The sequence below is a fragment of the Limosilactobacillus sp. WILCCON 0051 genome (assembly GCF_039955095.1).
GTDB classification, from domain to species: domain Bacteria; phylum Bacillota; class Bacilli; order Lactobacillales; family Lactobacillaceae; genus Limosilactobacillus; species Limosilactobacillus allomucosae.
Map to the genome: position 1 here is coordinate 777,118 of NZ_CP154878.1, position 21,877 is coordinate 798,994.

The 21,877-nt window shown below is 49.7% G+C and carries 15 protein-coding genes; all 15 read left to right on the forward strand.

Annotation, left to right across the window (positions count from 1 at the left end; translation table 11 throughout):
• Positions 1-6: 6 nt before the first annotated feature.
• Positions 7-795: a phosphatidate cytidylyltransferase gene (locus ABC765_RS03835; RefSeq protein WP_347953043.1), complete on the forward strand. Its 789-nt coding sequence runs from the start codon at positions 7-9 to the stop codon at positions 793-795.
• Positions 796-820: 25 nt separating this feature from the next.
• Positions 821-2,095, forward strand: coding sequence for an RIP metalloprotease RseP (gene rseP / locus ABC765_RS03840; protein ID WP_347963429.1), 1,275 nt, complete (start codon positions 821-823; stop codon positions 2,093-2,095).
• Between the two features lie 51 nt (positions 2,096-2,146).
• Positions 2,147-3,889 (forward strand): proline--tRNA ligase, encoded by a 1,743-nt coding sequence (locus tag ABC765_RS03845; RefSeq protein ID WP_347953045.1) that lies wholly within the window; start codon positions 2,147-2,149, stop codon positions 3,887-3,889.
• A gap of 95 nt (positions 3,890-3,984) precedes the next feature.
• Positions 3,985-8,322, forward strand: coding sequence for a PolC-type DNA polymerase III (locus ABC765_RS03850; protein ID WP_347953046.1), 4,338 nt, complete (start codon positions 3,985-3,987; stop codon positions 8,320-8,322).
• Between the two features lie 196 nt (positions 8,323-8,518).
• The gene (gene rimP / locus ABC765_RS03855; protein WP_006499128.1) at positions 8,519-9,016 is read left to right on the forward strand and encodes a ribosome maturation factor RimP; all 498 of its coding nucleotides are present in this window, start codon (positions 8,519-8,521) and stop codon (positions 9,014-9,016) included.
• A gap of 15 nt (positions 9,017-9,031) precedes the next feature.
• Positions 9,032-10,255, forward strand: coding sequence for a transcription termination factor NusA (gene nusA, locus ABC765_RS03860; protein WP_347963431.1), 1,224 nt, complete (start codon positions 9,032-9,034; stop codon positions 10,253-10,255).
• A gap of 65 nt (positions 10,256-10,320) precedes the next feature.
• On the forward strand, positions 10,321-10,617 hold the full coding sequence (rnpM, locus tag ABC765_RS03865) for an RNase P modulator RnpM (RefSeq protein WP_033935056.1): 297 nt from the start codon (positions 10,321-10,323) through the stop codon (positions 10,615-10,617).
• Complete coding sequence (locus ABC765_RS03870) at positions 10,617-10,943, forward strand: ribosomal L7Ae/L30e/S12e/Gadd45 family protein (protein ID WP_347963432.1); 327 nt, start codon at positions 10,617-10,619, stop codon at positions 10,941-10,943. Before rnpM ends, ABC765_RS03870 begins: the two co-directional genes overlap by 1 nt.
• Positions 10,944-10,961: 18 nt before the next feature.
• Positions 10,962-13,160, forward strand: coding sequence for a translation initiation factor IF-2 (infB, locus tag ABC765_RS03875; RefSeq protein WP_347953049.1), 2,199 nt, complete (start codon positions 10,962-10,964; stop codon positions 13,158-13,160).
• 25 nt (positions 13,161-13,185) lie between these two features.
• Positions 13,186-13,545, forward strand: coding sequence for a 30S ribosome-binding factor RbfA (gene rbfA, locus ABC765_RS03880; protein WP_006499123.1), 360 nt, complete (start codon positions 13,186-13,188; stop codon positions 13,543-13,545).
• Between the two features lie 66 nt (positions 13,546-13,611).
• Positions 13,612-14,505, forward strand: coding sequence for a tRNA pseudouridine(55) synthase TruB (gene truB / locus ABC765_RS03885; protein WP_347980922.1), 894 nt, complete (start codon positions 13,612-13,614; stop codon positions 14,503-14,505).
• A gap of 9 nt (positions 14,506-14,514) precedes the next feature.
• On the forward strand, positions 14,515-15,489 hold the full coding sequence (gene ribF / locus ABC765_RS03890) for a riboflavin biosynthesis protein RibF (RefSeq protein ID WP_347980757.1): 975 nt from the start codon (positions 14,515-14,517) through the stop codon (positions 15,487-15,489).
• Positions 15,490-15,636: 147 nt separating this feature from the next.
• Positions 15,637-16,497 (forward strand): NAD(P)-dependent oxidoreductase, encoded by an 861-nt coding sequence (locus ABC765_RS03895; RefSeq protein ID WP_347980758.1) that lies wholly within the window; start codon positions 15,637-15,639, stop codon positions 16,495-16,497.
• 479 nt (positions 16,498-16,976) lie between these two features.
• On the forward strand, positions 16,977-18,131 hold the full coding sequence (locus tag ABC765_RS03900) for a 5-methyltetrahydropteroyltriglutamate--homocysteine S-methyltransferase (protein ID WP_347980759.1): 1,155 nt from the start codon (positions 16,977-16,979) through the stop codon (positions 18,129-18,131).
• Positions 18,132-19,023: 892 nt separating this feature from the next.
• Positions 19,024-21,876, forward strand: a complete 2,853-nt coding sequence (locus ABC765_RS03905) for a MucBP domain-containing protein (protein ID WP_347980760.1) — start codon at positions 19,024-19,026, stop codon at positions 21,874-21,876.
• Position 21,877: the final 1 nt, after the last annotated feature.

Genomic DNA, 21,877 nt, shown 5'->3' on the forward strand with positions numbered 1-21,877 from the left:
GAATTAGTGAAAACACGGATTATTACAGCGGTCGTTGCCTTGGCGATCTTTATTCCATTGATTGTGTACGGCAGCTGGCCATTAACGATTGCCGCAGTTGCATTAGGCATGATCGCAATAGGCGAGATTCTGAGCATGAAAAAGATGTTTTTGACGTCTTTTCCAGCGATCGTCAGCTATATTGGCGTGGCAATCATGGTTCTGCCCAACAGTTGGCTGGACTTTTTGCCGAGTCACATTACGCGGCTGTTTGCCATGTACGTAATGGTGCTGCTTTTATTGCTGCATACGGTTGTGCATAAGCAGCGCTTCAGCTTTGATGATGCCGGTGTCTTGACTTTAGGCATGCTCTACATTGGCATTGGCTTTAACAATTTCTTAGCAGCGCGGGCCGTCAGCTTTACGACGCTTTTATATGCCATGCTGATCGTCTGGCTGACTGACAGTGGCGCCTATCTGTTTGGCCGCAAGCTGGGTAAGCACAAGCTGGCACCGCGCGTCAGTCCCAATAAAACCTGGGAAGGCTCGATCTGCGGCACGCTTTTGGCCACAGTGGTTCTGGCCGTTTACCTCTACTTCTTCCCGGTTGGCTATCATAACTGGGGCTTGATGGTCTTTTTGACGCTGCTGCTCTCGATTCTGGGTCAATTCGGCGACCTGGTCGAATCAGCACTCAAGCGATTCTACGGCGTTAAGGACTCCGGTAAGATCCTGCCTGGCCATGGTGGTATTTTAGACCGGTTTGACAGCATGCTGCTGGTCATGCCGGCTCTGTACCTGCTGGGGATTATCTAAGCTGGCCGAAAGGTGAGGCGATTCTGTGATATTAACGATTATTACCTTTATTATTGTCTTTGGACTGCTGGTCTTGGTGCATGAATATGGCCACTACTACTTTGCCAAACGGGCTGGGATTCTGGTTCGTGAATTTTCGATTGGCATGGGTCCCAAGATCTGGTGGCATCGCAAAAACGGCACGACCTATACGATCCGGATTCTGCCATTGGGCGGGTATGTCCGGCTGGCAGGTGCTGATGAAGAAGATGAGGAGTCGCTGCGTCCCGGAACGCCGGTTGCCATTCAGCTAAATGACCAGCAAAAAGTCACCAGCATCAATACCAGTGATAAAAATACGCTGTTTCAAGGGATTCCACTGCAGCTGATTGATCATGACCTAAATGATGGATTATGGATCAAAGGGTATGTCAATGGCGATGAGAGTGCGGTCAAAACATATGCTGTCGATCATGACGCCACGATTATTGAAAATGACGGTACCGTTGTTCAGATTGCGCCTAAGGACGTGCAGTTTCGTTCCGCCAGTCTGGGCAATCGGATGCTGACCAACTTTGCCGGGCCGTTCAACAACTTCTTGCTGTCTTTGGTCGTCTTTATTATTCTGGGCTTTACGCTCAGCGGCATTCCCACCAACAGCAATCGACTGGGCGCGGTTCGTTCTGACTCGGTAGCGGCCAAGGCAGGTTTGCAGACCGGTGATCGGATTACTCAGATCAATGGTAAAAAAACCAAGAACTGGACTGCTTTGGCAACTGAAATTTCGGGCAATCCCGGCAAAAAGCTGACGGTTGAGTATCAGCGTGATGGTCATCAGCATACTACGACGATGACGCCTAAAAAGGTCAAGCAGGGGAATGAGACAGTTGGTCAGGTCGGCATTGTTGAAGAACAAAAAACCGATGCCAAATCAAGAATCATGTTTGGCTGGCAGCGGTTCGTCCAGGCCGGCACTCTGATCTTCAGCGTCTTAGGCCACATGTTTACGCACGGCTTTAGCCTCAACGACTTGGGGGGACCGGTCGCAATCTATGCCGGCACCTCGCAGGCGACTGCATTGGGGATCAATGGCGTGCTTAATTTCTTGGCGCTCTTGTCGATTAATCTGGGAATCGTCAATTTACTGCCAATTCCCGCTCTTGATGGTGGTAAGCTGTTATTGAACATTATCGAGGCAGTCATTAGGCGGCCGATTCCCGAAAAAGCTGAGGGGATCGTTACGATTATTGGTTTTGCCTTTTTGATGCTGTTGATGATTCTGGTTACTTGGAACGATATTCAACGCTACTTTATTCATTAAAAATCTTGGCTCCGTTTTATGAAGCCGTTCAAAGGAGTATTTTTTTAAATTATGAAGCAATCAAAAATTTTGATTCCTACCAAAAAAGAAGCACCAGCTGATGCCGAAGCGCTCAGTCATAAGATGATGGTGCGGGCCGGCTACATCTACCAGGTCTCAGCCGGGGTCTGGGCTTATCTGCCAATGGCCTACCGGGTGATTCGCAAGGTTGAAAACATCATTCGCGAAGAAATGGAAAAGGCCGGTGCCGTTGAAATGATGATGCCGGCACTGCTGCCTGCTGATCTGTGGAAGAAGTCGGGCCGCTACGAAAGCTATGGCGACAACCTGTTTAAACTCAAGGACCGCCGCGATCGTGAATTCATCCTGGGACCAACGCACGAAGAAACGTTCACCAGCATTCTGCGTGACAGCGTGCAGTCATATAAGAAGCTGCCTTTGGTCGTCTACCAGCTGCAAGACAAGTTCCGTGATGAGGATCGGCCGCGCTATGGTATTCTGCGGGGTAAGGAATTCGAAATGCTGGATGGCTACTCCTTCTCTGCCGATCAAGCAGGTCTGGATGAGGCATACAACCTGCAGGCTAAGGCATACCGCAATATCTTCGACAAGATTGGCCTGGACTACAAGGTGATCCTGGCTGATTCTGGCACGATGGGGGGCAAGAACTCCCAGGAATTCTCCGCACCAGCTGAGGTTGGGGAAGATACGATTGCCTACACGGATGGGACCTATGCTGCCAACCTGGAAAAAGCCACGAGCAAGTTTGTCGGCGTGCAGCAGACGGCTGATCCGGCTGAACTGCAGAAACAGGCTACGCCAGGCGCGCACAGCGTTGATGAGGCAGCTGAAAGTCTGGGGCTGGAAAGCAGTCAGATCATCAAGTCGATGCTGTACATGGCTAAGATGGATGAAGAAGAAACGGTGCCGGTGCTGGTGTTGATGCGCGGCAATGACGAGGTTAACGAAACCAAAGTCGAAAACGCGCTGGACTGCGAAGAGCTTAGTCTGGCCACTGAAGAAGACGCGGAAAAATACCTGGGCGCTCATCCTGGTTCGCTTGGTCCCGTCGGCGTGGGTGAAGAAGTCAAGATCCTGGCCGACAACTACGTCAAAGTCCTGGTCAACATGGCCTGCGGTGCCAATGAAGACGGCTTCCACTACGTCAACGCCAATTTGGATCGCGACTTCCGCGTTGATGAGTTTGGCGACTTCCGTAACGTTCAAGAAGGCGAAATCGCGCCAGACGGTCAGCCAATCAAGTTTACGCGTGGGATCGAGCTGGGACACATCTTCAAGCTTGGTACGCACTATTCCAAGATCTTAGGCGCGCAGGTGCTGGATCAAAACGGCCGGCAAACCGATATGGTAATGGGCTCATATGGCATCGGCGTCTCACGGCTGCTCTCAGCAGTTGCCGAACAGACGGCTGACGAACATGGGCTGGCATGGCCGGACAGCATCGCGCCATTTGACGTGCACGTCATTCCGGTTAACGCTAAAAACGAAGAACAGATGCAGATGGCAGAAAGCATCACCAAGACTTTGGAAACAGCTGGCTATGAAGTACTGCTCGACGATCGCAAGGAACGGGCCGGCGTTAAGTTTGCCGATGCCGATCTGATTGGTCTGCCATTGCGGGTCACGGTCGGCAAGAAAGCCAGCGAAGGGATCGTTGAGGTCAAGATCCGCAAGACCGGCGAGACGATTGAGATCAAGCAGGAAGAAATTGAAAACACGGTTGGCATTTTGCTTAAGCAGCTGACGCCAGCTACCGAGACAGCCGCTGACTAATTATTGAGCGGCAGACTTTACAAAAGGTGGTTTAAAGGTAGAATAGATTCTGCTTTTAGCCGCTTTTTTTAATGAAATCAGAGAGGAGCATTGGAGTGGAGTTATCACGACATGAACTGTTTGAGCACTTGCTAGATCAGCTGAATATGGCTAAAGACGATCCTGCTTTTAAGGACGGCAAGATCAAGCAGGTAATCGTTCACCGCAAGTCCAAGTGCTGGGAATTTGATATCGTCCTGCGCAAGGTAATGCCTTATGAATTGTTTCGCCAGTTCGTCTCAGCCTTGCAGATCAGTTTTCGCGAGCTGGCGGGCGTGGATGCCAAAGTCAGAATCGATACGCCGACTGATGAATTGGATGGCAAGGCGATCGGCGACTATTGGTCATACGTAGTCGATGCCGAAGTCGGTGAATCCCCAATGGCACGCGAGGTCTGCGCCAAGACGATTCCTGAAGTCGATGGCAATCGAGTACAGCTGCTGCTGGAAAACGAGGCGATCAAAGACTTTTTCGTCAAGAATCTTTTAAGTGCAATTGAAGAAGGCTACCAAAAAGTCGGTTTTCCACAGTTTCGGATTCATCCATTGGTCGATCAGTCAGCTTCTGAGCAAAAAATCAAGGAGCTCAAGGCCAAACAGCAGCAGCAGGACCAGGAGCTGGTTAAAAAAGCCATGGAGCGCCTGCAGCAGCAAAAAGCCGAAAAAAAGCAGCAGGAATCCGCGCTGCCTGATCTGGGCGATGGTCCCCTGGTCATTGGCAAGCCGATCAATCCTAAAGAGCCTGTACGACGGATGGCTGAGATTACTGAAGAAGAGCGCAACGTGGTCGTGGAAGGATACGTCTTTTCAAAAGAAGTCCGCGAGCTGCGCAGTGGCCGGCAATTGCTGATTTTGGAAGTAACCGACTATACGTCATCGTTTGCCATCAAGAAGTTCTCCAATAATAAAGAAGACGAGGCCAAGTTTGCGGCAATCAAGGAAGGCGAATGGATCAAGGCACGCGGTCCGGTTCAAGAAGACACCTACATGCGTGATTTGACGATCATGGCCTATGCCATCCAGCAGGTCAGTCATCCTGCCAGAAAGGATACTGCAGAAGGCGAGAAACGAGTTGAGCTGCATTTGCATACTACGATGAGCACGATGGATGCCACCAACTCGATTTCTGATTACATCAAACAGGCAGAAAAATGGGGGATGAAGGCAATCGCGGTCACCGATCATGCCGGTGTCCAGGCTTTCCCCGAAGCGTTCAATGCCAGTCACGATAAGAAAGGCAATGCCAAGATCAAGATTTTATATGGGGTCGAGGCTAATGTCGTTGATGACGGGATCCCACTGGTCTATAACGAAAACCATGATGAGCTTTTAGGCAATACCTATGTCATCTTTGACGTGGAAACGACGGGACTTTCAGCCATCTATGACAAGGTGATCCAGCTGTCGGCCGTTAAGATGCGGGATGGCGAGGTGCTGGACTCGTTTAATCAGTTTATCGACCCCGGCTTTCCGCTTTCTGAACAGACCAAGGAACTGACCAAGATCACTGATGAGGACGTCAAGGGATCCAAATCAGAAACTGAGGTCTTTCAGATGTTCCAGGACTTTTGTGAAGGCTGTCTGCTGGCTGGACACAACGTCAGCTTTGATATGGGCTTTTTGAACACCGGTTATGAACGCGATGGCTTGCCGCGCATTACGGCTCCAGTTATCGATACCCTGCCACTGGCACGCTTTTTGCATCCAGAAATGCACCGGTTCACGCTGGATACGCTGAGCCGCAAGTTTAAAGTCGGGCTTGATCATCACCACCGAGCTGACCATGATGCCGAGGCAACGGGACACCTGCTGCACATCTTTTTAAGAGATGCCGAGAAACGCTACGATGCCAAATACGTTGATGACTTAAATAAGCATATGTCAGACAACGGCGCCTATCGTCATGGCCGACCGTTTCATGCCACGATTTTTGCCAAGAATCACACGGGGCTGAAGAATCTTTACAAACTGGTCTCATTGGCCAACGTCAAATACTTCTATCGGGTGCCGCGGATTCCACGCAGCGTGCTTGACCACTATCGCGAGGGCCTGCTGATCGGTACGGCCTGTTCAAAAGGCGAGGTCTTTACGGCGATGATGGAAAAGGGCTATACGGATGCCAAGCAAAAAGCGCAGTACTATGACTTTATTGAAGTGCAGCCCAAGCCCAACTACGCGCCTTTGATCGAGCAGCAGATCATCTCAAATACCGCGCATCTAGAAGACATTATCAAAAACATGGTCAAGCTGGGAGCAGATATAGACAAACCGGTCGTGGCAACTGGCGACGCACACTATCTTAATCCAGAAGACAAGATCTATCGTCACATTCTGATCAATTCTCAAGGCGGCGCCAATCCGCTTAACCGCACGCGCCGGCCTGACGTTCCATTCCGCACGACAGATGATATGCTCAAGCAGTTTGCGTTTTTGGGTGAGGAAAAGGCGCATGAGATCGTGGTGGAAAATACCAATCGGCTGGCCGCTGAAATGGATGAGATGCGGCCGGTGCAAGACTCGCTGCACACGCCGAACATGAAGGGCGCCAACGAAGAACTGGCCAAGCGAACCTGGGATACGGCCCATGCCTGGTATGGCGATCCGCTGCCAAAACTGGTCAAGGATCGGGTCGAACTGGAGCTCAACTCAATTATCGGCAATGGTTACGCGGTTATTTATCTGATTGCCCAGCGTTTGGTAGCCAAGTCCAATAAAGACGGCTATCTGGTTGGCTCGCGGGGATCGGTCGGCTCATCAGTCGTGGCCAATCTGGCAGGGATCACGGAAGTCAATGCCTTTCCGCCGCACTATCGCTGTCCCAACTGTCAATACAGCCATTTCTACACGAAAGGTGAGTACAGCTCGGGATTTGATATGCCTGACAAAGACTGTCCCAAGTGCGGTACTTTGATGATCAAAGACGGTCACGATATTCCTTTCCAGACCTTCCTTGGCTTTAAGGGCAATAAAGTTCCTGATATCGATCTGAACTTCTCTGGCGACTACCAGCCAATCGCGCATAACTATATGAAGGTGCTGTTCGGCGAAAAGAACGTTTATCGAGCCGGGACGATCGGAACCGTGGCCGATAAGACTGCCTATGGATACGTCAAGGCGTTTGAGCGCGATACCGAGCAGCAGTTTAGAGGCGCCGAAGAAGACCGTTTGGCAAAAGGCGCGACCGGCGTTAAGCGAACGACCGGTCAGCACCCGGCTGGAATCATCATCGTGCCTGATGACATGAGCATCTACGACTTTACGCCGGTGCAGTATCCAGCTGACGATCAAAACGCGGCTTGGGAAACCACGCACTTTGATTTTCATTCGATCCACGACAACATCTTGAAAATGGATATTCTGGGACATGATGACCCGACCATGATTCGCTTCTTACAAGATCTTTCGGGCGTCAATCCGCAAACGATACCAATGGATGATCCAGGCGTGATGAGTCTGTTCTCCAGTCCAGATGTTTTAGGCGTTACCGAAGAGCAGATTCAAAGCAAGACGGGAACTTTGGGGCTGCCGGAATTCGGGACGCGGTTCGTGCGGGGGATGCTGGACGATACGCACCCCAAGAACTACTCACAGCTGCTGCAGATTTCTGGTCTTTCGCACGGGACTGGCGTGTGGCTGGACAATGCCCAGGAACTGATCAAAAACGGCACGGCCACGATTGCCAACGTTATCGGCTGTCGTGACAACATCATGACCGACTTGATTCACTATGGCCTGGATTCAGAAACCTCCTTCCAGGTTATGGAACACGTGCGTAAAGGGCGTGGGATTCCAGATGAATGGCAGGAAAAAATGCTGCAGGCTGGCGTGCCGCAATGGTATCTGGATTCCTGTCTGAAGATTCAGTACATGTTCCCAAGAGCGCATGCGGCGGCATATGTCTTAATGGCGCTGCGGATTGCGTACTTTAAGGTCTACTTCCCGTTGGTTTATTATGCAGGCTACTTTTCCGTGCGGGCGGATGATTTTGACGTCGTGGCCATGGCTCATGGCAAGGATGCCGTCAAAGCACGGATGCAGCAGATCAATGACCAGGGCAATGAAGCCAGTGCCAAGGACAAGAGCCTGCTGACGATTCTGGAGCTGGCCAACGAGATGCTGGAGCGGGGCTACAACTTTGAAATGGTTGATCTGAACCGTTCAGATGCCACTGACTGGCTGATTGACGGCAATTCGCTGATTGCACCGTTCAGAGCGATTCCGGGTCTGGGGGTCAACGTTGCCAAGCAGATCGTTGCCGCCCGCGCGCAACGGCCATTCCTTTCCAAAGAGGATCTTTCTGAGCGGGGAAAGGTTTCACAGACGCTGATTCAGTTCATGACGGCCAACCACGTCTTAGACGATCTGCCGGATGAAAATCAGCTCAGTCTGTTTTAGCCGCAGCTGAATCGTTGACTGCAATGATCGGTAATCTGATCAAATAAGTTTCAGATAGATTTTTAGCGATCCTGATTTTGGTCTGATCAGTGGGCAAATGCTGCTCATGGTTGCTAAGCCAGAATAAAGATGCTATACTATCAATAGTGAATAACTCGTTAGGGAGTGAGCAGCAATGCTCGCTCTTTTTATTGCAATGAAATTGGAGGTGGCGGATTTGAGCAGTACGGTGGTTGACGCGGTCGAAAAACTAGTTGAGCCGATCTTGACCGAGCATGACTTTGAGCTGTATGATATCGAATTTGTCAAAGAAGGACAAAGCTGGTATTTAAGAGTCTACATCGACAAAGACGGCGGCATTACGCTGGAAGACTGTGCCACGGTTAGCGATCAGCTGAGCGAGGCGCTGGATAATGCCGACCCAGACCCGATTCCCCAGGCATACTTTTTAGAAGTATCTTCACCAGGCGCGGAACGGCCTTTAAAAAAGGAAAGCGACTATCAGCGGGCATTGAACGAATATATTCATGTCTCACTGTACCAGGCAGTTGACGGCCGCAAAGTCTATGAGGGTACGATGACTGATCTGACGCCTGACAGCTTAACCTTGGATTATTTGGATAAGACACGACACAAGACGATTACGCTGGATCGTAAAAAAATTGCCAAGGCTCGCTTAGCAATCAAGTTTTAATAAAGGAGCAGCAAAATGAGCACTAAGAAGCAAAAGCAAGCACAAGAACTGCTTGATGCCATGAACGTCCTGGAAAAGGAAAAGGGCATCAAGAAGGAAGTCGTTATCGAAGCATTGACGGATGCTTTGGAAAAAGCCTACAAGACCAACTACAACGCCAGCAACGTTGAAGTAAAGATCGATGAAAACACGGGTGAGTTCAAGGTCTTTTCTGACAAGACGGTCGTGGCCGAAGTTGAAAACCCTAATGAACAAATCAGTCTGCACGATGCCTGGGAAAAGAGTCATGGCTACAGTCTGGGCGACACTTTCAAAGAAGAAGTGACGCCGCATGACTTTGGCCGCTTGGCAGCGCAAACGGCTAAAAACATCGTCCTGCAAAAACTGCGCGAGGCTGAACGCGATCGGGTCATCAACAAGTACGACAAGATGCTGAATGAATTGGTTGAAGGGGAAGTCTCTCGTGAAGACAACCGCTTTATCTACATTGACCTTGGCGATGGCGTGGAAGCCGGCTTGAGCAAGCGTCAGACGATGCCTAATGAAGAGTACCGAATTCACGATCGCGTCCAGGTCTACATCTACAAGGTAGCCGATGCCAAGCCAATGCAGCAGCCAGATGGCACGCAAAAGCGTCAATATCGCGGTCCGCTGGTCTTGGTAAGCCGGACTGATCCTGGCATGCTCAAGCGCTTGTTTGAAAAAGAGGTTCCCGAACTCAAGGAACAAAACGGCCCAATCGAATGGAAGGGCAGCGCACGGGAAGCCGGCGATCGTTCCAAGGTTGCCGTAGCTTCAAAAGACCCGAACATCGACCCGGTTGGTACCTGTGTTGGTCCACGGGGTGCTCGTGTTCAGGCAATCGTCAACCAACTGGGCGGCGAAAACATCGATATCATCGAATACAGCTCTGATCCAGCTATCTTCATCAAGAATGCCCTGAAGCCAGCTACGGTTGACCGCCTGGACTTTGACGACAACAACGGTGAAGAAGAGGATACGGGCAGCGTTGATCACGAAGGCAACAAGATCGTCAAGGTTCACCATGGCTGCACGGTCTACGTACCGGACGATCAGTTGTCGCTGGCAATCGGCAAGCGTGGTCAAAACGTTCGCCTGGCTGCTCAGCTGACCAAGTACAAGATTGACATCAAGCCATCCAGTGAGGCACCGGCTGTCGAAGACCAAACCGATGATTTCGCTGACGATGCTCAAAACGATGCAATGGATGGCGAATAAGACTACAATAGAAAAAGAAATTGAAGCAAGATAGAATGGAATAAATTGAGCAGCGGGGTGAAACAATGAAAAAGAGAAAAGTACCGATGCGCAAAGACATCGTTACCGGCGAAATGATGCCCAAGCGAGAGCTAATTCGCGTGGTGCGCAACAAAGAAGATGAAGTCAGCGTGGACCCAACCGGTAAAAAGGCTGGTCGTGGCGCCTACATTGCCGCGGATGTCAAGATTGCCACGCGGGCAAAGAAAGAACGCACTTTTGACAAGGCATTCGGCGTTAAGCTGGATGATGCCTTTTATGATCAGCTGATTGACTATGCTGATCACCTGCAGGAACGGATCAAGCTGTTCGGTCACGTTTAATGACAGCTTCAGAACAGCAGATCTTGAACCTTTTGGGATTAGCCCGGCGCGCCCGTCAGATCACGGCTGGTGAAGGATTGGTCTTAAAATCGATCCGCAGTCATCAAGCCAAGCTGGTCTTTTTGGCAGCTGATGCCGGTCATTCCACGGTCAAGCAGTTTATCAACAAGTGTACCTACTATGAAATTCCACTGATTTGCCGATTCAATAAAGCCCAGCTAAGTCAGGCGATTGGACAGGCACGAACGGTGGTTGCCGTTGAGCAGGCCGGTTTTGCCAAGCGCATGATCGAACTGTCAAACGACGCTGAAGAAATAACAAAATAAATAAAGGAGCGTGATTCGATGGCCAAAGAACGAATTTACGAACTAGCCAAAGAGCTGAAAATGCCAAGCAAGGACTTGGTGGATATGGCCAAAAAGGAGGGAATCACGGTGAAAAGTCATATGTCTTCCGTGACCTCAGAAGAAGCCAACCGTCTGCGCAGCATGGCTAAGGGTACCAATAAGCCAGCCACTGCCAAGGCCAGCCAGCCAAAGCAGGAACAGCCAAAGCGCCCAGAACACAACAGCCGTCCGCAAAATGGTCAACAGTCTCAAAACAACAATCGCCACAGTAACAACAACCGTGGCGGCAATGATGACAATGGCCGTGGCGTTCACGTTTTCAACAAAAACAAGAACAACAAGAAGAATCGTCGCAATAAGAATAACAAGCACAACAAGAATCAACGGATGCGCGAAGTGAAAAAGCAGCAGCCAACTCAGCGTAAGGATCGTCCATTGCCAGATGTTCTTGAATACACGGAAGGCATGAACGCACAGGATCTGGCTAAGCTCTTGCACCGCCCAGCAGCTGAAATCATCAAGAAGCTGTTCATGCTTGGCGTCATGGTTAACCAAAACCAATCCCTGGACACGGACACGATTGAGCTTTTGGCCGCTGATTATGGCATCGAAGCCAAGGAAAAGGTTCAAGAAGACATTGCCGACCTGGACAAATTCTTTGATCAAGAAAACCAAAATACGGAACACATGGTATCGCGGCCACCAGTTGTTACGGTTATGGGTCACGTTGACCATGGTAAGACGACGCTTTTGGACAAGATTCGTCACTCCCACGTTACGGATTCTGAAGCCGGTGGGATCACGCAGGCAATTGGTGCCTACCAGGTTGACTATAATGGCAAGCTGATCACGTTCTTGGATACGCCAGGACACGCCGCCTTTACCGAAATGCGGGCGCGTGGTGCCAACATTACCGACATCACGGTCCTGGTCGTAGCTGCCGATGACGGGGTCATGCCACAGACGGTTGAAGCCATCAACCACGCCAAGGCTGCCCACACGCCAATCATCGTCGCCGTTAACAAGGTCGACAAGCCAGGTGCCAATCCAAACCGGGTTATCGAAGAACTGGCTCAATATGAATTGATCCCAGAAGACTGGGGTGGCGACACGATCTTTGTCAACATCTCAGCTAAGTTTGGCAAGAACATCGATGAACTGCTCGACATGATTCTGCTGCAGGCCGAAATGATGGAATTGAAGGCCAACCCAGATCAAAACGCCGCGGGTTCCGTTGTTGAAGCCCGGCTGGATCAAGGTCGCGGTCCCGTAGCCACGCTGCTGGTTCAACAAGGTACGATGCATGTCGGTGACCCAATCGTTGTCGGCAACACGTTTGGCCGCGTCCGGACGATGACCAACGAAAACGGTCGCCGCATCAAGGAAGCTACGCCATCCACGCCAGTTGAGATCACTGGTTTAAACGACGTGCCAGAAGCCGGGGATCGCTTCGTAGTCTTTGATGATGAAAAGACGGCCCGGGCAGCTGGTGAGGAACGGGCTAAGCGCGCCTTGGTTGAAGAACGGCAAAAGACCAGCCATGTTACGCTGGACAACCTGTTTGCCACGATGAAGAAGGGTCAGATGAAGACGCTGCCGGTTATCATTAAGGCCGACGTGCAGGGTTCTGTTGAAGCACTGGCTCAGTCATTGGAAAAGATCAAGGTTGACGGCGTTCGTGTTGACATCATCCACAAGGCCGTTGGTGCCATTTCGGAATCCGATGTCACGCTGGCTGAGGCTTCCAATGCCGTTATCATTGGCTTTAACGTGCGCCCTACGCCACTGGCCAAGTCCATGGCTGAATCCAACAACATCGATATCCGGCTGCACCGGGTCATCTACAACGCAATTGAAGAAGTTGAAGATGCCATGAAGGGGATGCTGGAACCGGTCTACAAGGAAGAAACGGTTGGCCAAGTTGAAGTTCGGCAAATCTACAAGGCTTCCAAGATTGGCACGATTGCCGGTGGGATGGTCATCGATGGCAAGATTACGCGTGATTCCAAGGTTCGCTTGATTCGTGACGGCGTGGTCGTTTACGAAGGCGAACTGGGCAGTCTGAAGCGTTTCAAAGACGATGTCAAGGAAGTCAAGCAGGGCTATGAATGTGGTCTGACGATTCAAAACTACAACGACATCAAGGAAGGCGACGTTATCGAAGCTTACCAGATGAAGGAAGTTCCCGTTAAGTAGCTTCTAGTCGCTAAAGGAGAAAAACATGCCAAACAAACGCTATCGGGTGGATCGACTGGCTGAACAGATTCAGCGTGAAGTTGATGACATCCTCTTAAAGCGCGTGCGTGATCCACGAGTTCAAGACATCACGATCACGGGCGTTGACGTCACGGGCGACCTGCAGCAGGCAACGATCTACTACAGCCTGCTGTCTGACAAGGCCAGCGATGGCGAAAAGGCTCAACAAGGTCTGGACAAGGCAAAAGGGCTGATTCGCAGCGAACTGGGCAGTCGTCTTAACATTTTCAAGACTCCAGAGCTCACGTTTAAGCGTGATCCATCGGTTGCTTATGGCAGTCGGATCGACCAATTGATCAACCAGCTGCACAAGCAGGAGCGATAATCAATTAAAAGGGAGCCCAGCTTGTGGCCCCCTTTTATTATTTTAGAGATGAAAGCGGTGAGATTTTTGGATGGGATTATTCCATTGTACAAAGAACGCGGAATGACCAGCTTTGACTGTGTCAGTCGGTTGCGGCGAATTCTGCATACAAAAAAGATCGGTCATTCAGGAACGCTGGACCCAAACGTTGATGGCGTCTTGCCAATCTGTGTGGGCCAGGCTACCAAAGTCGTTGAGTTTTTGATGGCCTCGGGCAAGCAATACGTTGGCGAGCTTTTGGTTGGCGCGGCCACGACGACTCAGGATCTCGATGGCGAGGTCGTAGCCCAAAAGCCAGTTACGGCACCAATTGCTGAAGATACGATCAAGCAGGCCATGCAGGAGCTGACGGGTGATATCGTGCAGATTCCACCAATGTATTCGGCAATCAAGGTTAATGGCAAGAAGCTCTACGAATACGCGCGGGCTGGCGAAACCGTTGAACGGCCCAAGCGTCATGTTCACATTGCGCGCTTTGAACTGACGGCTTCCAGCTATGATGAAAAAAAGCAGCAGCAGCGGATTCGTTTTGTGGTTGACTGCAGCAAAGGAACCTATGTCCGGACCCTGGCCTATGATCTGGCGGCTAAATTAGGCTATCCTGGCGTGATGAGCAGTCTGACGCGAACCAAGAGCGGCGGCTTTGAATTGGATCAGACTCTGAGTCTAAGCGATATTCAAGATGCCATGGAAGCCCAGATTCTGGATCGCTATGTCTATCCAATGGACTATGCCCTGCAGAGCTATCCACATCTTGAATTAACGGAAGCCCAGTGGAAAAAGGTTCAAAATGGCGGCTGGCTGAGCGGTCTGAACACCCAAGAACCCGAGATCGCATTGACTTATCAAGGCGAGGTCAAGGCACTGTATCAGGCAAAAGATCGGCTCTATAAACCATTGAAGATGCTGTCGACAAAGTAGGTGACGCGGATGCAGGTTATTAAGATTCATCATCCATTTGATCCGAAGTTGGTACCAGCTGGACCAGTCGTGTTGGCAATGGGCTTTTTTGATGGCATTCATCGTGGCCATCAAGCGGTAATCAAAACGGCGCGCCGCATTGCTGATGAAAAAGGGCTGCCGCTAGCCGTCCTGACTTATGATCATCGGCCTGAGATCGTCTATCAGCAGTATCCAGCTGGCGGCGTTCATTATCTAACGCCGCTGCCGCGCAAATTGGATTTATTAAAGCAGCTGGGTGTCGATCGCGTTTATCTGGTTAATCTCACTTCGGCGCTGTCGGCTTTGGATCCGCAGACGTTTGTGGATCAATATCTGGTTGGCTTTCATGCGCAGGTTGCCGTCGCTGGCTATGACCATACTTATGGAGCTGATCCCAGCGTGGCCAACATGGCGCATCTAAAAGATTTTGCCCAGGGACGGTTTGAGGTAGTAACCGTTGACAAAATGACGCTGCAGGATAATCATAAGGTTGGCTCAACGCGTATCAGAGAGCTGCTTGAGCTTGGCGACGTGCAATCGGTAAATGAGCTTTTAGGATACTACTACCAGACTTCAGGCGTTGTGGTCCATGGCTTTGCGCGCGGCCGGACGCTGGGCTTTCCCACGGCTAACGTTGCCTGGCCTGAGTTGGAATGGCTGCCGGCAATCGGCGTGTACGTGGTTCAGCTTAAAATCGGCGAGCGCTGGTATAACGGGATGGCCAGCGTAGGTCGCAACGTTACGTTTGGCGATCACAATGAAAAAACGCTTGAAATCAATTTGTTTGATTTTAATCAGCTGATCTATGGCGAAAACGTGCAGGTGCGCTGGATCAAACGGCTGCGCGGCGAGGTCAAGTTTGACAGTGTGGATGACTTGATTGCACAGATGCGGCTTGATCAGCATCATTCTGAACTGACGCTGCAAAATCTCAAGGCTCTGCCAGGTCAGATTTTGCAATAAATTAAAAGCAAACGGTGCCGTTTTTTTACCGGCACCGTTTTTTGCTGCCTGCAGGGGTCGGAATGGCTTGGGATTGCCCAAAAAGAACTGCCGATTTTAAGTCAGCAGCGTGTTACAATAAACGCAAATCAATCGTGAGGTGATACGATGAAAATTGGCTTTATTGGAACCGGTGTGATGGGAACCGGGATGATTGCCAACCTGCTCAAAGCGGGCAATGAGGTCCAGGTCTATAATCGAACCAAGGCGCATGCGCAAAAGGTTTTGGAGCTGGGCGCAAAATGGTGTGCTACGCCGGCTTTGGCAATGCAGAACTGTAAAGTCGTGATGTCAATCGTTGGCTATCCAAAAGACGTTGAGCAGATCTATTTTGGCAAAGACGGTCTTTTGAGCGCAGCAGTTGCTGGTCAGTATTTGATTGATATGACCACCAGCAGGCCAGCCCTGGATCAAAAAATTGCCGCCGCTGCTCCAGCTGGCGTGCATATTTTGGATGCACCGGTTTCGGGCGGTGATCTGGGAGCAAAAAACGGCACGCTGACGATCATGGTAGGTGGTCAAAAGGCTGATTGTGAATATTTAACGCCGCTGTTTAAACAGATTGGCCAAGACGTCAACTGGTTTGGTCCTGCCGGCAGTGGTCAGCATGCTAAGATGGCCAATCAGATCATGATTGCAGGAACGATGACTGGGATGTGCGAGATGCTTGCGTATGCCAAGGCTGCCGGTCTGGATCTGGCAACGGTGATCAAGACGGTCGGTGGGGGTGCCGCGGCCAATTGGAGTCTGGACAACTACGCGCCCCGCATTCTTAAAAATGACTTTACGCCAGGCTTTTTCTCCAAGCACTTTTTAAAGGATCTGCGAATTGCGCTTGATGAGGCCGCGCGGATGAATCTGGAGCTGCCGGCGACTAAGGAAGCCGCGCGTCTGTATGAAATTCTGGTTGATGAAAAGCAGCTGGGCAATGATGGCACGCAGGCATTGATCAAGTTATGGTGGAATTAGCAATGAAGGACAAAAAATAGGGGCAATTCATCACGTCCTTAAAAGAACGTGTTTCCTAGCCCTTTCTCAAAAAATCTCAATTTATGGTTGACAATTAGTAGTGATCGTTATAGTATGATTACAACAAAATTAGAAATTGCTTAGAAGAGATGAGTAGTCGCGGGCAGCCTTTAAAGAGAACCGGGTTAGGTGAGAGCCGGGATCGTGAAACGCGATGAAGATGGTCTTGGAGCAAGTCGGTGGGCGAGCCGTTTGGTAAGCCGGCCGCGGGGTGACGTCCGATATCACGGTCCGGGTCTTCTAATTTTTAGAGTACTCAGTAAGGGCTAGATTGTGAGGTCTAGCTGAATCAGGGTGGTAACACGTTGAATAAGCAGTCAACGTCCCTGGGAGAAAGTGCAGGATGTGCTTTTCCCAGGGATTTTTAATTTCCTGAGAAGTCCTGCCAAACAAGCATTTTCGAAAGGAAGTTATCACATATGACGCAATCACAAACCTTAACTTTTACCAACCGCACGACTTCACCGTTCCGTTATGACATCGTGGGCAGTTTCCTGCGCCCGGCTGAACTGAAGGCAGCTCGGGAAAAATTTGCCAACCACGAAATTGATCATGACGAACTGAAAAAAGTTGAAGACAAGTGTATCAAGGAGCTGGTCGAAAAAGAGGCACAGGTTGGTCTGCACGCGGTTACCGATGGCGAATTCCGGCGTTCATACTGGCATCTGGACACGTTCTGGGGCTTTGAAGGGATCGCACATACCAAGCCGGCACATGGCTATCGCTTCCATGATGAGGAAACGCGGGCCGATTCTGCCCAAGTCGCCGGCAAGGTTCGCTTTAACGGCACGCACCCCGATCTGGAAGCCTTCAAGTACCTTAAGAGCTTAACGGATGGCACGGACTTGATTCCACGTCAAAGCATTCCGGCACCGGCACAGCTTTATTCTGAACTCTTCCGGGATGATGATCACGTGGCGGCCATCAAAAAATACTATGATTCCGAAGATGACCTAATCAATGACGTGGCCGCTGCCTACCATGATCTGATCTTGGCACTGTATGATGCCGGTTGTCGTGACGTCAAGCTGGATGACTGTACCTGGGGACTGCTGGTAGATGAAGACTACTGGGCAACTCGTTCTAAAGAAGGCGCGGATCGTGAAAAACTGGAAGCAACCTATCTAAAGATCAACAATGCGGCTTTGGCTGATCTGCCGGCTGATCTTACGGTTACGACCCATGTCTGCCGCGGAAACTATCATTCAACCTGGGCGGCTAAAGGGGGCTATGGTCCAGTTGCCGACTACCTGTTTGCTAAAGAAGATGTGGCAGCCTTTTATCTGGAATATGATTCAGAACGAGCAGGCGGCTTTGAACCCCTAGCCAAGGTACCAGCTGATAAATACGTGGTCTTAGGGCTGGTTACCTCTAAGTCTGGTGAATTGGAAGAGCGGCAGGCAATTTTGGATCGTATTCATGAAGCTGCGCAATACCATGATTTGGACAAGCTGTGCCTGAGTCCACAATGCGGCTTTTCCTCAACTGAAGAAGGCAATATTCTGACTGAAGAGCAGCAATGGGCTAAGCTTGCGTTGGTCAAGAGCGTTGCCGAAGAAGTCTGGGGCGCCTAAATCGCTAGAGAATCGGCCGTGCTACGGTATTCTGCGTGAGAATCAGTGGGCGGGAAAGAAAAACGGATCAGTCAAATCATAAATTTCCAATACAAGTACTCTTATAACTCTCCTTAAATTTAAAAGATAACGCACCTCAAAAACTAAAACTTGGCGGTTCTGTTTATATCACTGAAACTACGCGACGTATTTCTCAAATTAACGTTCTGACACCTCAATTAAGAAAACTCCTGATTAATTACTGAATCCCAAAACTCGCTTGGCAGATTTTTGCCAGGCGAGTTTTTTTATTTGGATAGGACTGATCGTTTAAAACTACGCTTGGTAGATAGAACGTATAACCGGTAATGATGATGAATGGCATTCTATGATATATCAACTGCTTATCGTCAAATATACGGTCGATCATATGATGACAGCAAATACTTGTTTAGGATGACTTGCCGGCTATCTAACAGCAACTGCCTATTTGTAGCTTGGTAAAAAAACGTCTTTTTAGAAATTGGAATGTGTTGATAATCACTGCGAGAGTATTTTACCTTTTCTAAGATATTTTTAGTGCAATAACGGATGATTTTTTATCTTTAATATGAAACAAATCTCATATTAAATCATTTTTGTCAATTTTAACAAATATTAATTTATTAAATTGTTAAAAAATACAAATTGAAAACACGAACAATAAATATAGTTATATTAGTGCTCTTCAATATTAAAAAAATTATACTTATCGTTTTTTAATTTTATAACGTTTGAAATCAGTCTGATTTGAATTGTGAAAACGATTTTTTTGTTGTTGCTTTTTAAATTTGTGTCTATAATCGCTCCCATGAAATTTGAAAGTTTATTTAACGCATTTTTTGTTGATTAAAGATACAAGGTGGGGATTGAAATGGGGAGAAACAATCAAAATGATCGGCAAAGACAGCTAATGACAATTTTGCCAAAATATGCTCTTCGCAAAACCAAGTTTGGCTGTGTCTCGGTATTGATTGCAATAGGCTTTTTCCTTGGCAGTGCCAATGGAATGACTGCTAAGGCAGACGCATTGAGTAATCAAGATTCAAGCGTCAAGGCAGCGGTCGTTCAAAGTGACCATTCGATGACGAGTGCCAGTACGACTGCTTTGAGTGCTTCAATGAACACGTGGTCAGAGGCAAGCAATGCAGCGCTTGCCGGTTCGTTCGCCGTCGTGGGAGTACAGGCAGCGACATCTGCTTCATCGAACAAGCTATCGACAGCTCATCAAGATGCGGCGGTGACGGAAAACTCAGCAGCTTCCGGGGCAAGTACGGATTCAGCGGTTTCGGATTCAGCGGTTCAGGACCAGCAATCGACAGCCGGTTCGCAGAGCGTTGCTGACCCAAAAAACGCTGCCGCTGGTTCGGCGGTCGAAAAATCGGCGTCTTTGGTTGCGACTGCGGGTGATTCGCCTTCGATAATGCCAGCCGAGGACGTAACCGTTAATGCCAAGAATTTCAGTCAATATTTTAATACTGACGGTACAGCCACCTATGAGTGCAATCCTGACGGGTCGGTCACGATTACATTCACCAAAAAAGATCAGCAGTATTCAGCCGGTGCCGTTTCGTTAAAAGAAAAAATCAATATGGACAGCAGCTTCACGCTGAATGGTCAGATCAATCTGGGCAACTTTGGCGGTGCTGATGGCATGGGCATCGTCTTTCATACAGGAAGCGTGAATGCGCTTGGCCGGCCTGGCGGCAATCTGGGAATCGCGGGGCTGCCTAATGCGGTTGGCTTTAAGCTTGATTCCTATTATGACTACTATAACGAGCCAACGTCGGATCTGCCTGGCGATGAGATTCCGCTTCCGAAAAACGGCGAGGACGATTCGCAATATGGACAGTCACAGGATCCGACAACAGAAGTTCCATATGGCGACATTGTTACGACCAGTCACATAAAAGTGCCAACTACCGAGGGCAAACCGGCTTGGCGCTGGTGGGTCGATAATCAGGATGGCACGGTTAAGCCGCTGACGACTAGCTTGATGGATGGTAAGTTTCATGATTTTTCCATTCACTACGATGGGACAACGCATACCCTAACGATTACGTTGGCGGAGCCGGCTGGACATCTTAACGATAACGCCCAAACGCCTGAGCAAGCTCAGACGGTTACCTGGACCTGCCAGATTCCAAATCTTCCAAATAATGAAAACATTGCGATGGGACTTAATATAATAGCGGCGACCGGCGAGCTTACCAACCTGCAGCAGTTTAAGCTGACGAGCTTTACATTCTCGCCAGCTGCCTCGGTTAATGTTGAATATCTCAATGAGCAGGGCCAGCAGATTCATCAAGCAGGCGTTCATTACAGCGGTGCACCAGTAATCGGCGATACATATTCTACGAATCAGCTCAATCTTCCTGGCTATACATATATTGGTTTGGGGAAAGGCAGTCTTGCCCCAAGCGGTACTTTGGAGAAGGAGGGGCTTAATGGAACGGTCATTTATGTTTATGGCCGGACTGAAAAGATTACGGTCAATTATCAAGACGTCAGTGAAGAAAATCCACATAATCTCAGCAGCTACGATCAGAATCTGTCCGGTGCCAGAGGCCAGAGCTCAGGCTACAGTACGACTGATACGATTGAAAAACTGGAGGCGAAAGGCTATCAGCTGGTTAATGATCCAACGGGCGGCAAGATACTGGATTATGGCAATGCGGCACAGAGCTATACGGTTAAACTGAAGCATCGTAAGATCACGTTGGGACCGGATCAATATCAAAACAATGGGACGCCGTTGCCCAATGATCCATCTAAAACCTATAAAGGGGTTGAGAAAAATGATCTAAACCAAACGACGACTCGGACGATCAAGTATGAATTCGCAAACGGCAGTCAGGCATATGCTCCGGTAAAGCAGTCGGTTGACTACACGAGAAGCGCAACGGTTGATGAGGTAACCGGTGATGTTGACTATACGCCTTGGACCGTCACGCCGACAAAGTATCCACAAAAAGATTCACCCGTGATTCCAGGATATGATGCTGATACGCCGGTAGTTGATGCGGCAGCACCAGCGATTGACGAGAATCCGGTTGTCAAGGTGATCTATCAGCCATGTACCGAAAAAATCAGGATTGTCTATGAGGATGTCAGCGCAAAAGATCCGCAAAGCCTCAGTCAGTATGATAAGGTGCTGACGGGAAAGTATGGATCAAGTGCCGACTACAGCACGGCTGATACGATTAAGGCTTTAGAGCGGCAAGGGTATCAGCTCGTCAGTGATCCAACTGATGGTCAAGTCCTCAGTTTTAACAATACCAGCGAACGGACCTATGTGATCAAGCTGAAGCATCAGTCAGCCAATACCGATCATCATGCCGGCGGTTCCGTGAAGCCGCCAATGCAAAAACCAACTGATACACAAGGGAAAGGTACTGCATCGACTACGGGCAGTGCCAAGACCGCGATTCGTCGAGCAAAGCGATCGCAGTCCTGGCAGCCTGTCAATAGTCAAACAAGTCAGTCGGTTCAAGCACGTCACACCGTCACCTCTAACGAAACGTCATCTGCTATCCAATTAACCAAAAGCAACAAGCATGATGCTGTTTCAGCCCCCAATGAAACGGCATCAACCAAACATCTTCCACAAACAGGGAATCGGCGTGACGGATTATTGGCTGACCTCGGACTACTGCTGGCAGGAATCGGCAGCTGGCTGGGCTTCGACGAGATTCGCAAACGTGTGCTGAAGCGAGACGACCGATGAT

Coding starts and splice junctions, on each gene's coding strand:
- ABC765_RS03845 (WP_347953045.1), top strand. CDS start 2,147: ATGAAGCAATCAAAAATTTTGATTCCTACCAAAAAAGAAGCACCAGCT.
- rimP (WP_006499128.1), top strand. CDS start 8,519: ATGAAATTGGAGGTGGCGGATTTGAGCAGTACGGTGGTTGACGCGGTC.
- nusA (WP_347963431.1), top strand. CDS start 9,032: ATGAGCACTAAGAAGCAAAAGCAAGCACAAGAACTGCTTGATGCCATG.
- rnpM (WP_033935056.1), top strand. CDS start 10,321: ATGAAAAAGAGAAAAGTACCGATGCGCAAAGACATCGTTACCGGCGAA.
- ABC765_RS03870 (WP_347963432.1), top strand. CDS start 10,617: ATGACAGCTTCAGAACAGCAGATCTTGAACCTTTTGGGATTAGCCCGG.
- infB (WP_347953049.1), top strand. CDS start 10,962: ATGGCCAAAGAACGAATTTACGAACTAGCCAAAGAGCTGAAAATGCCA.
- rbfA (WP_006499123.1), top strand. CDS start 13,186: ATGCCAAACAAACGCTATCGGGTGGATCGACTGGCTGAACAGATTCAG.
- ribF (WP_347980757.1), top strand. CDS start 14,515: ATGCAGGTTATTAAGATTCATCATCCATTTGATCCGAAGTTGGTACCA.
- ABC765_RS03895 (WP_347980758.1), top strand. CDS start 15,637: ATGAAAATTGGCTTTATTGGAACCGGTGTGATGGGAACCGGGATGATT.
- ABC765_RS03900 (WP_347980759.1), top strand. CDS start 16,977: ATGACGCAATCACAAACCTTAACTTTTACCAACCGCACGACTTCACCG.
- ABC765_RS03905 (WP_347980760.1), top strand. CDS start 19,024: ATGGGGAGAAACAATCAAAATGATCGGCAAAGACAGCTAATGACAATT.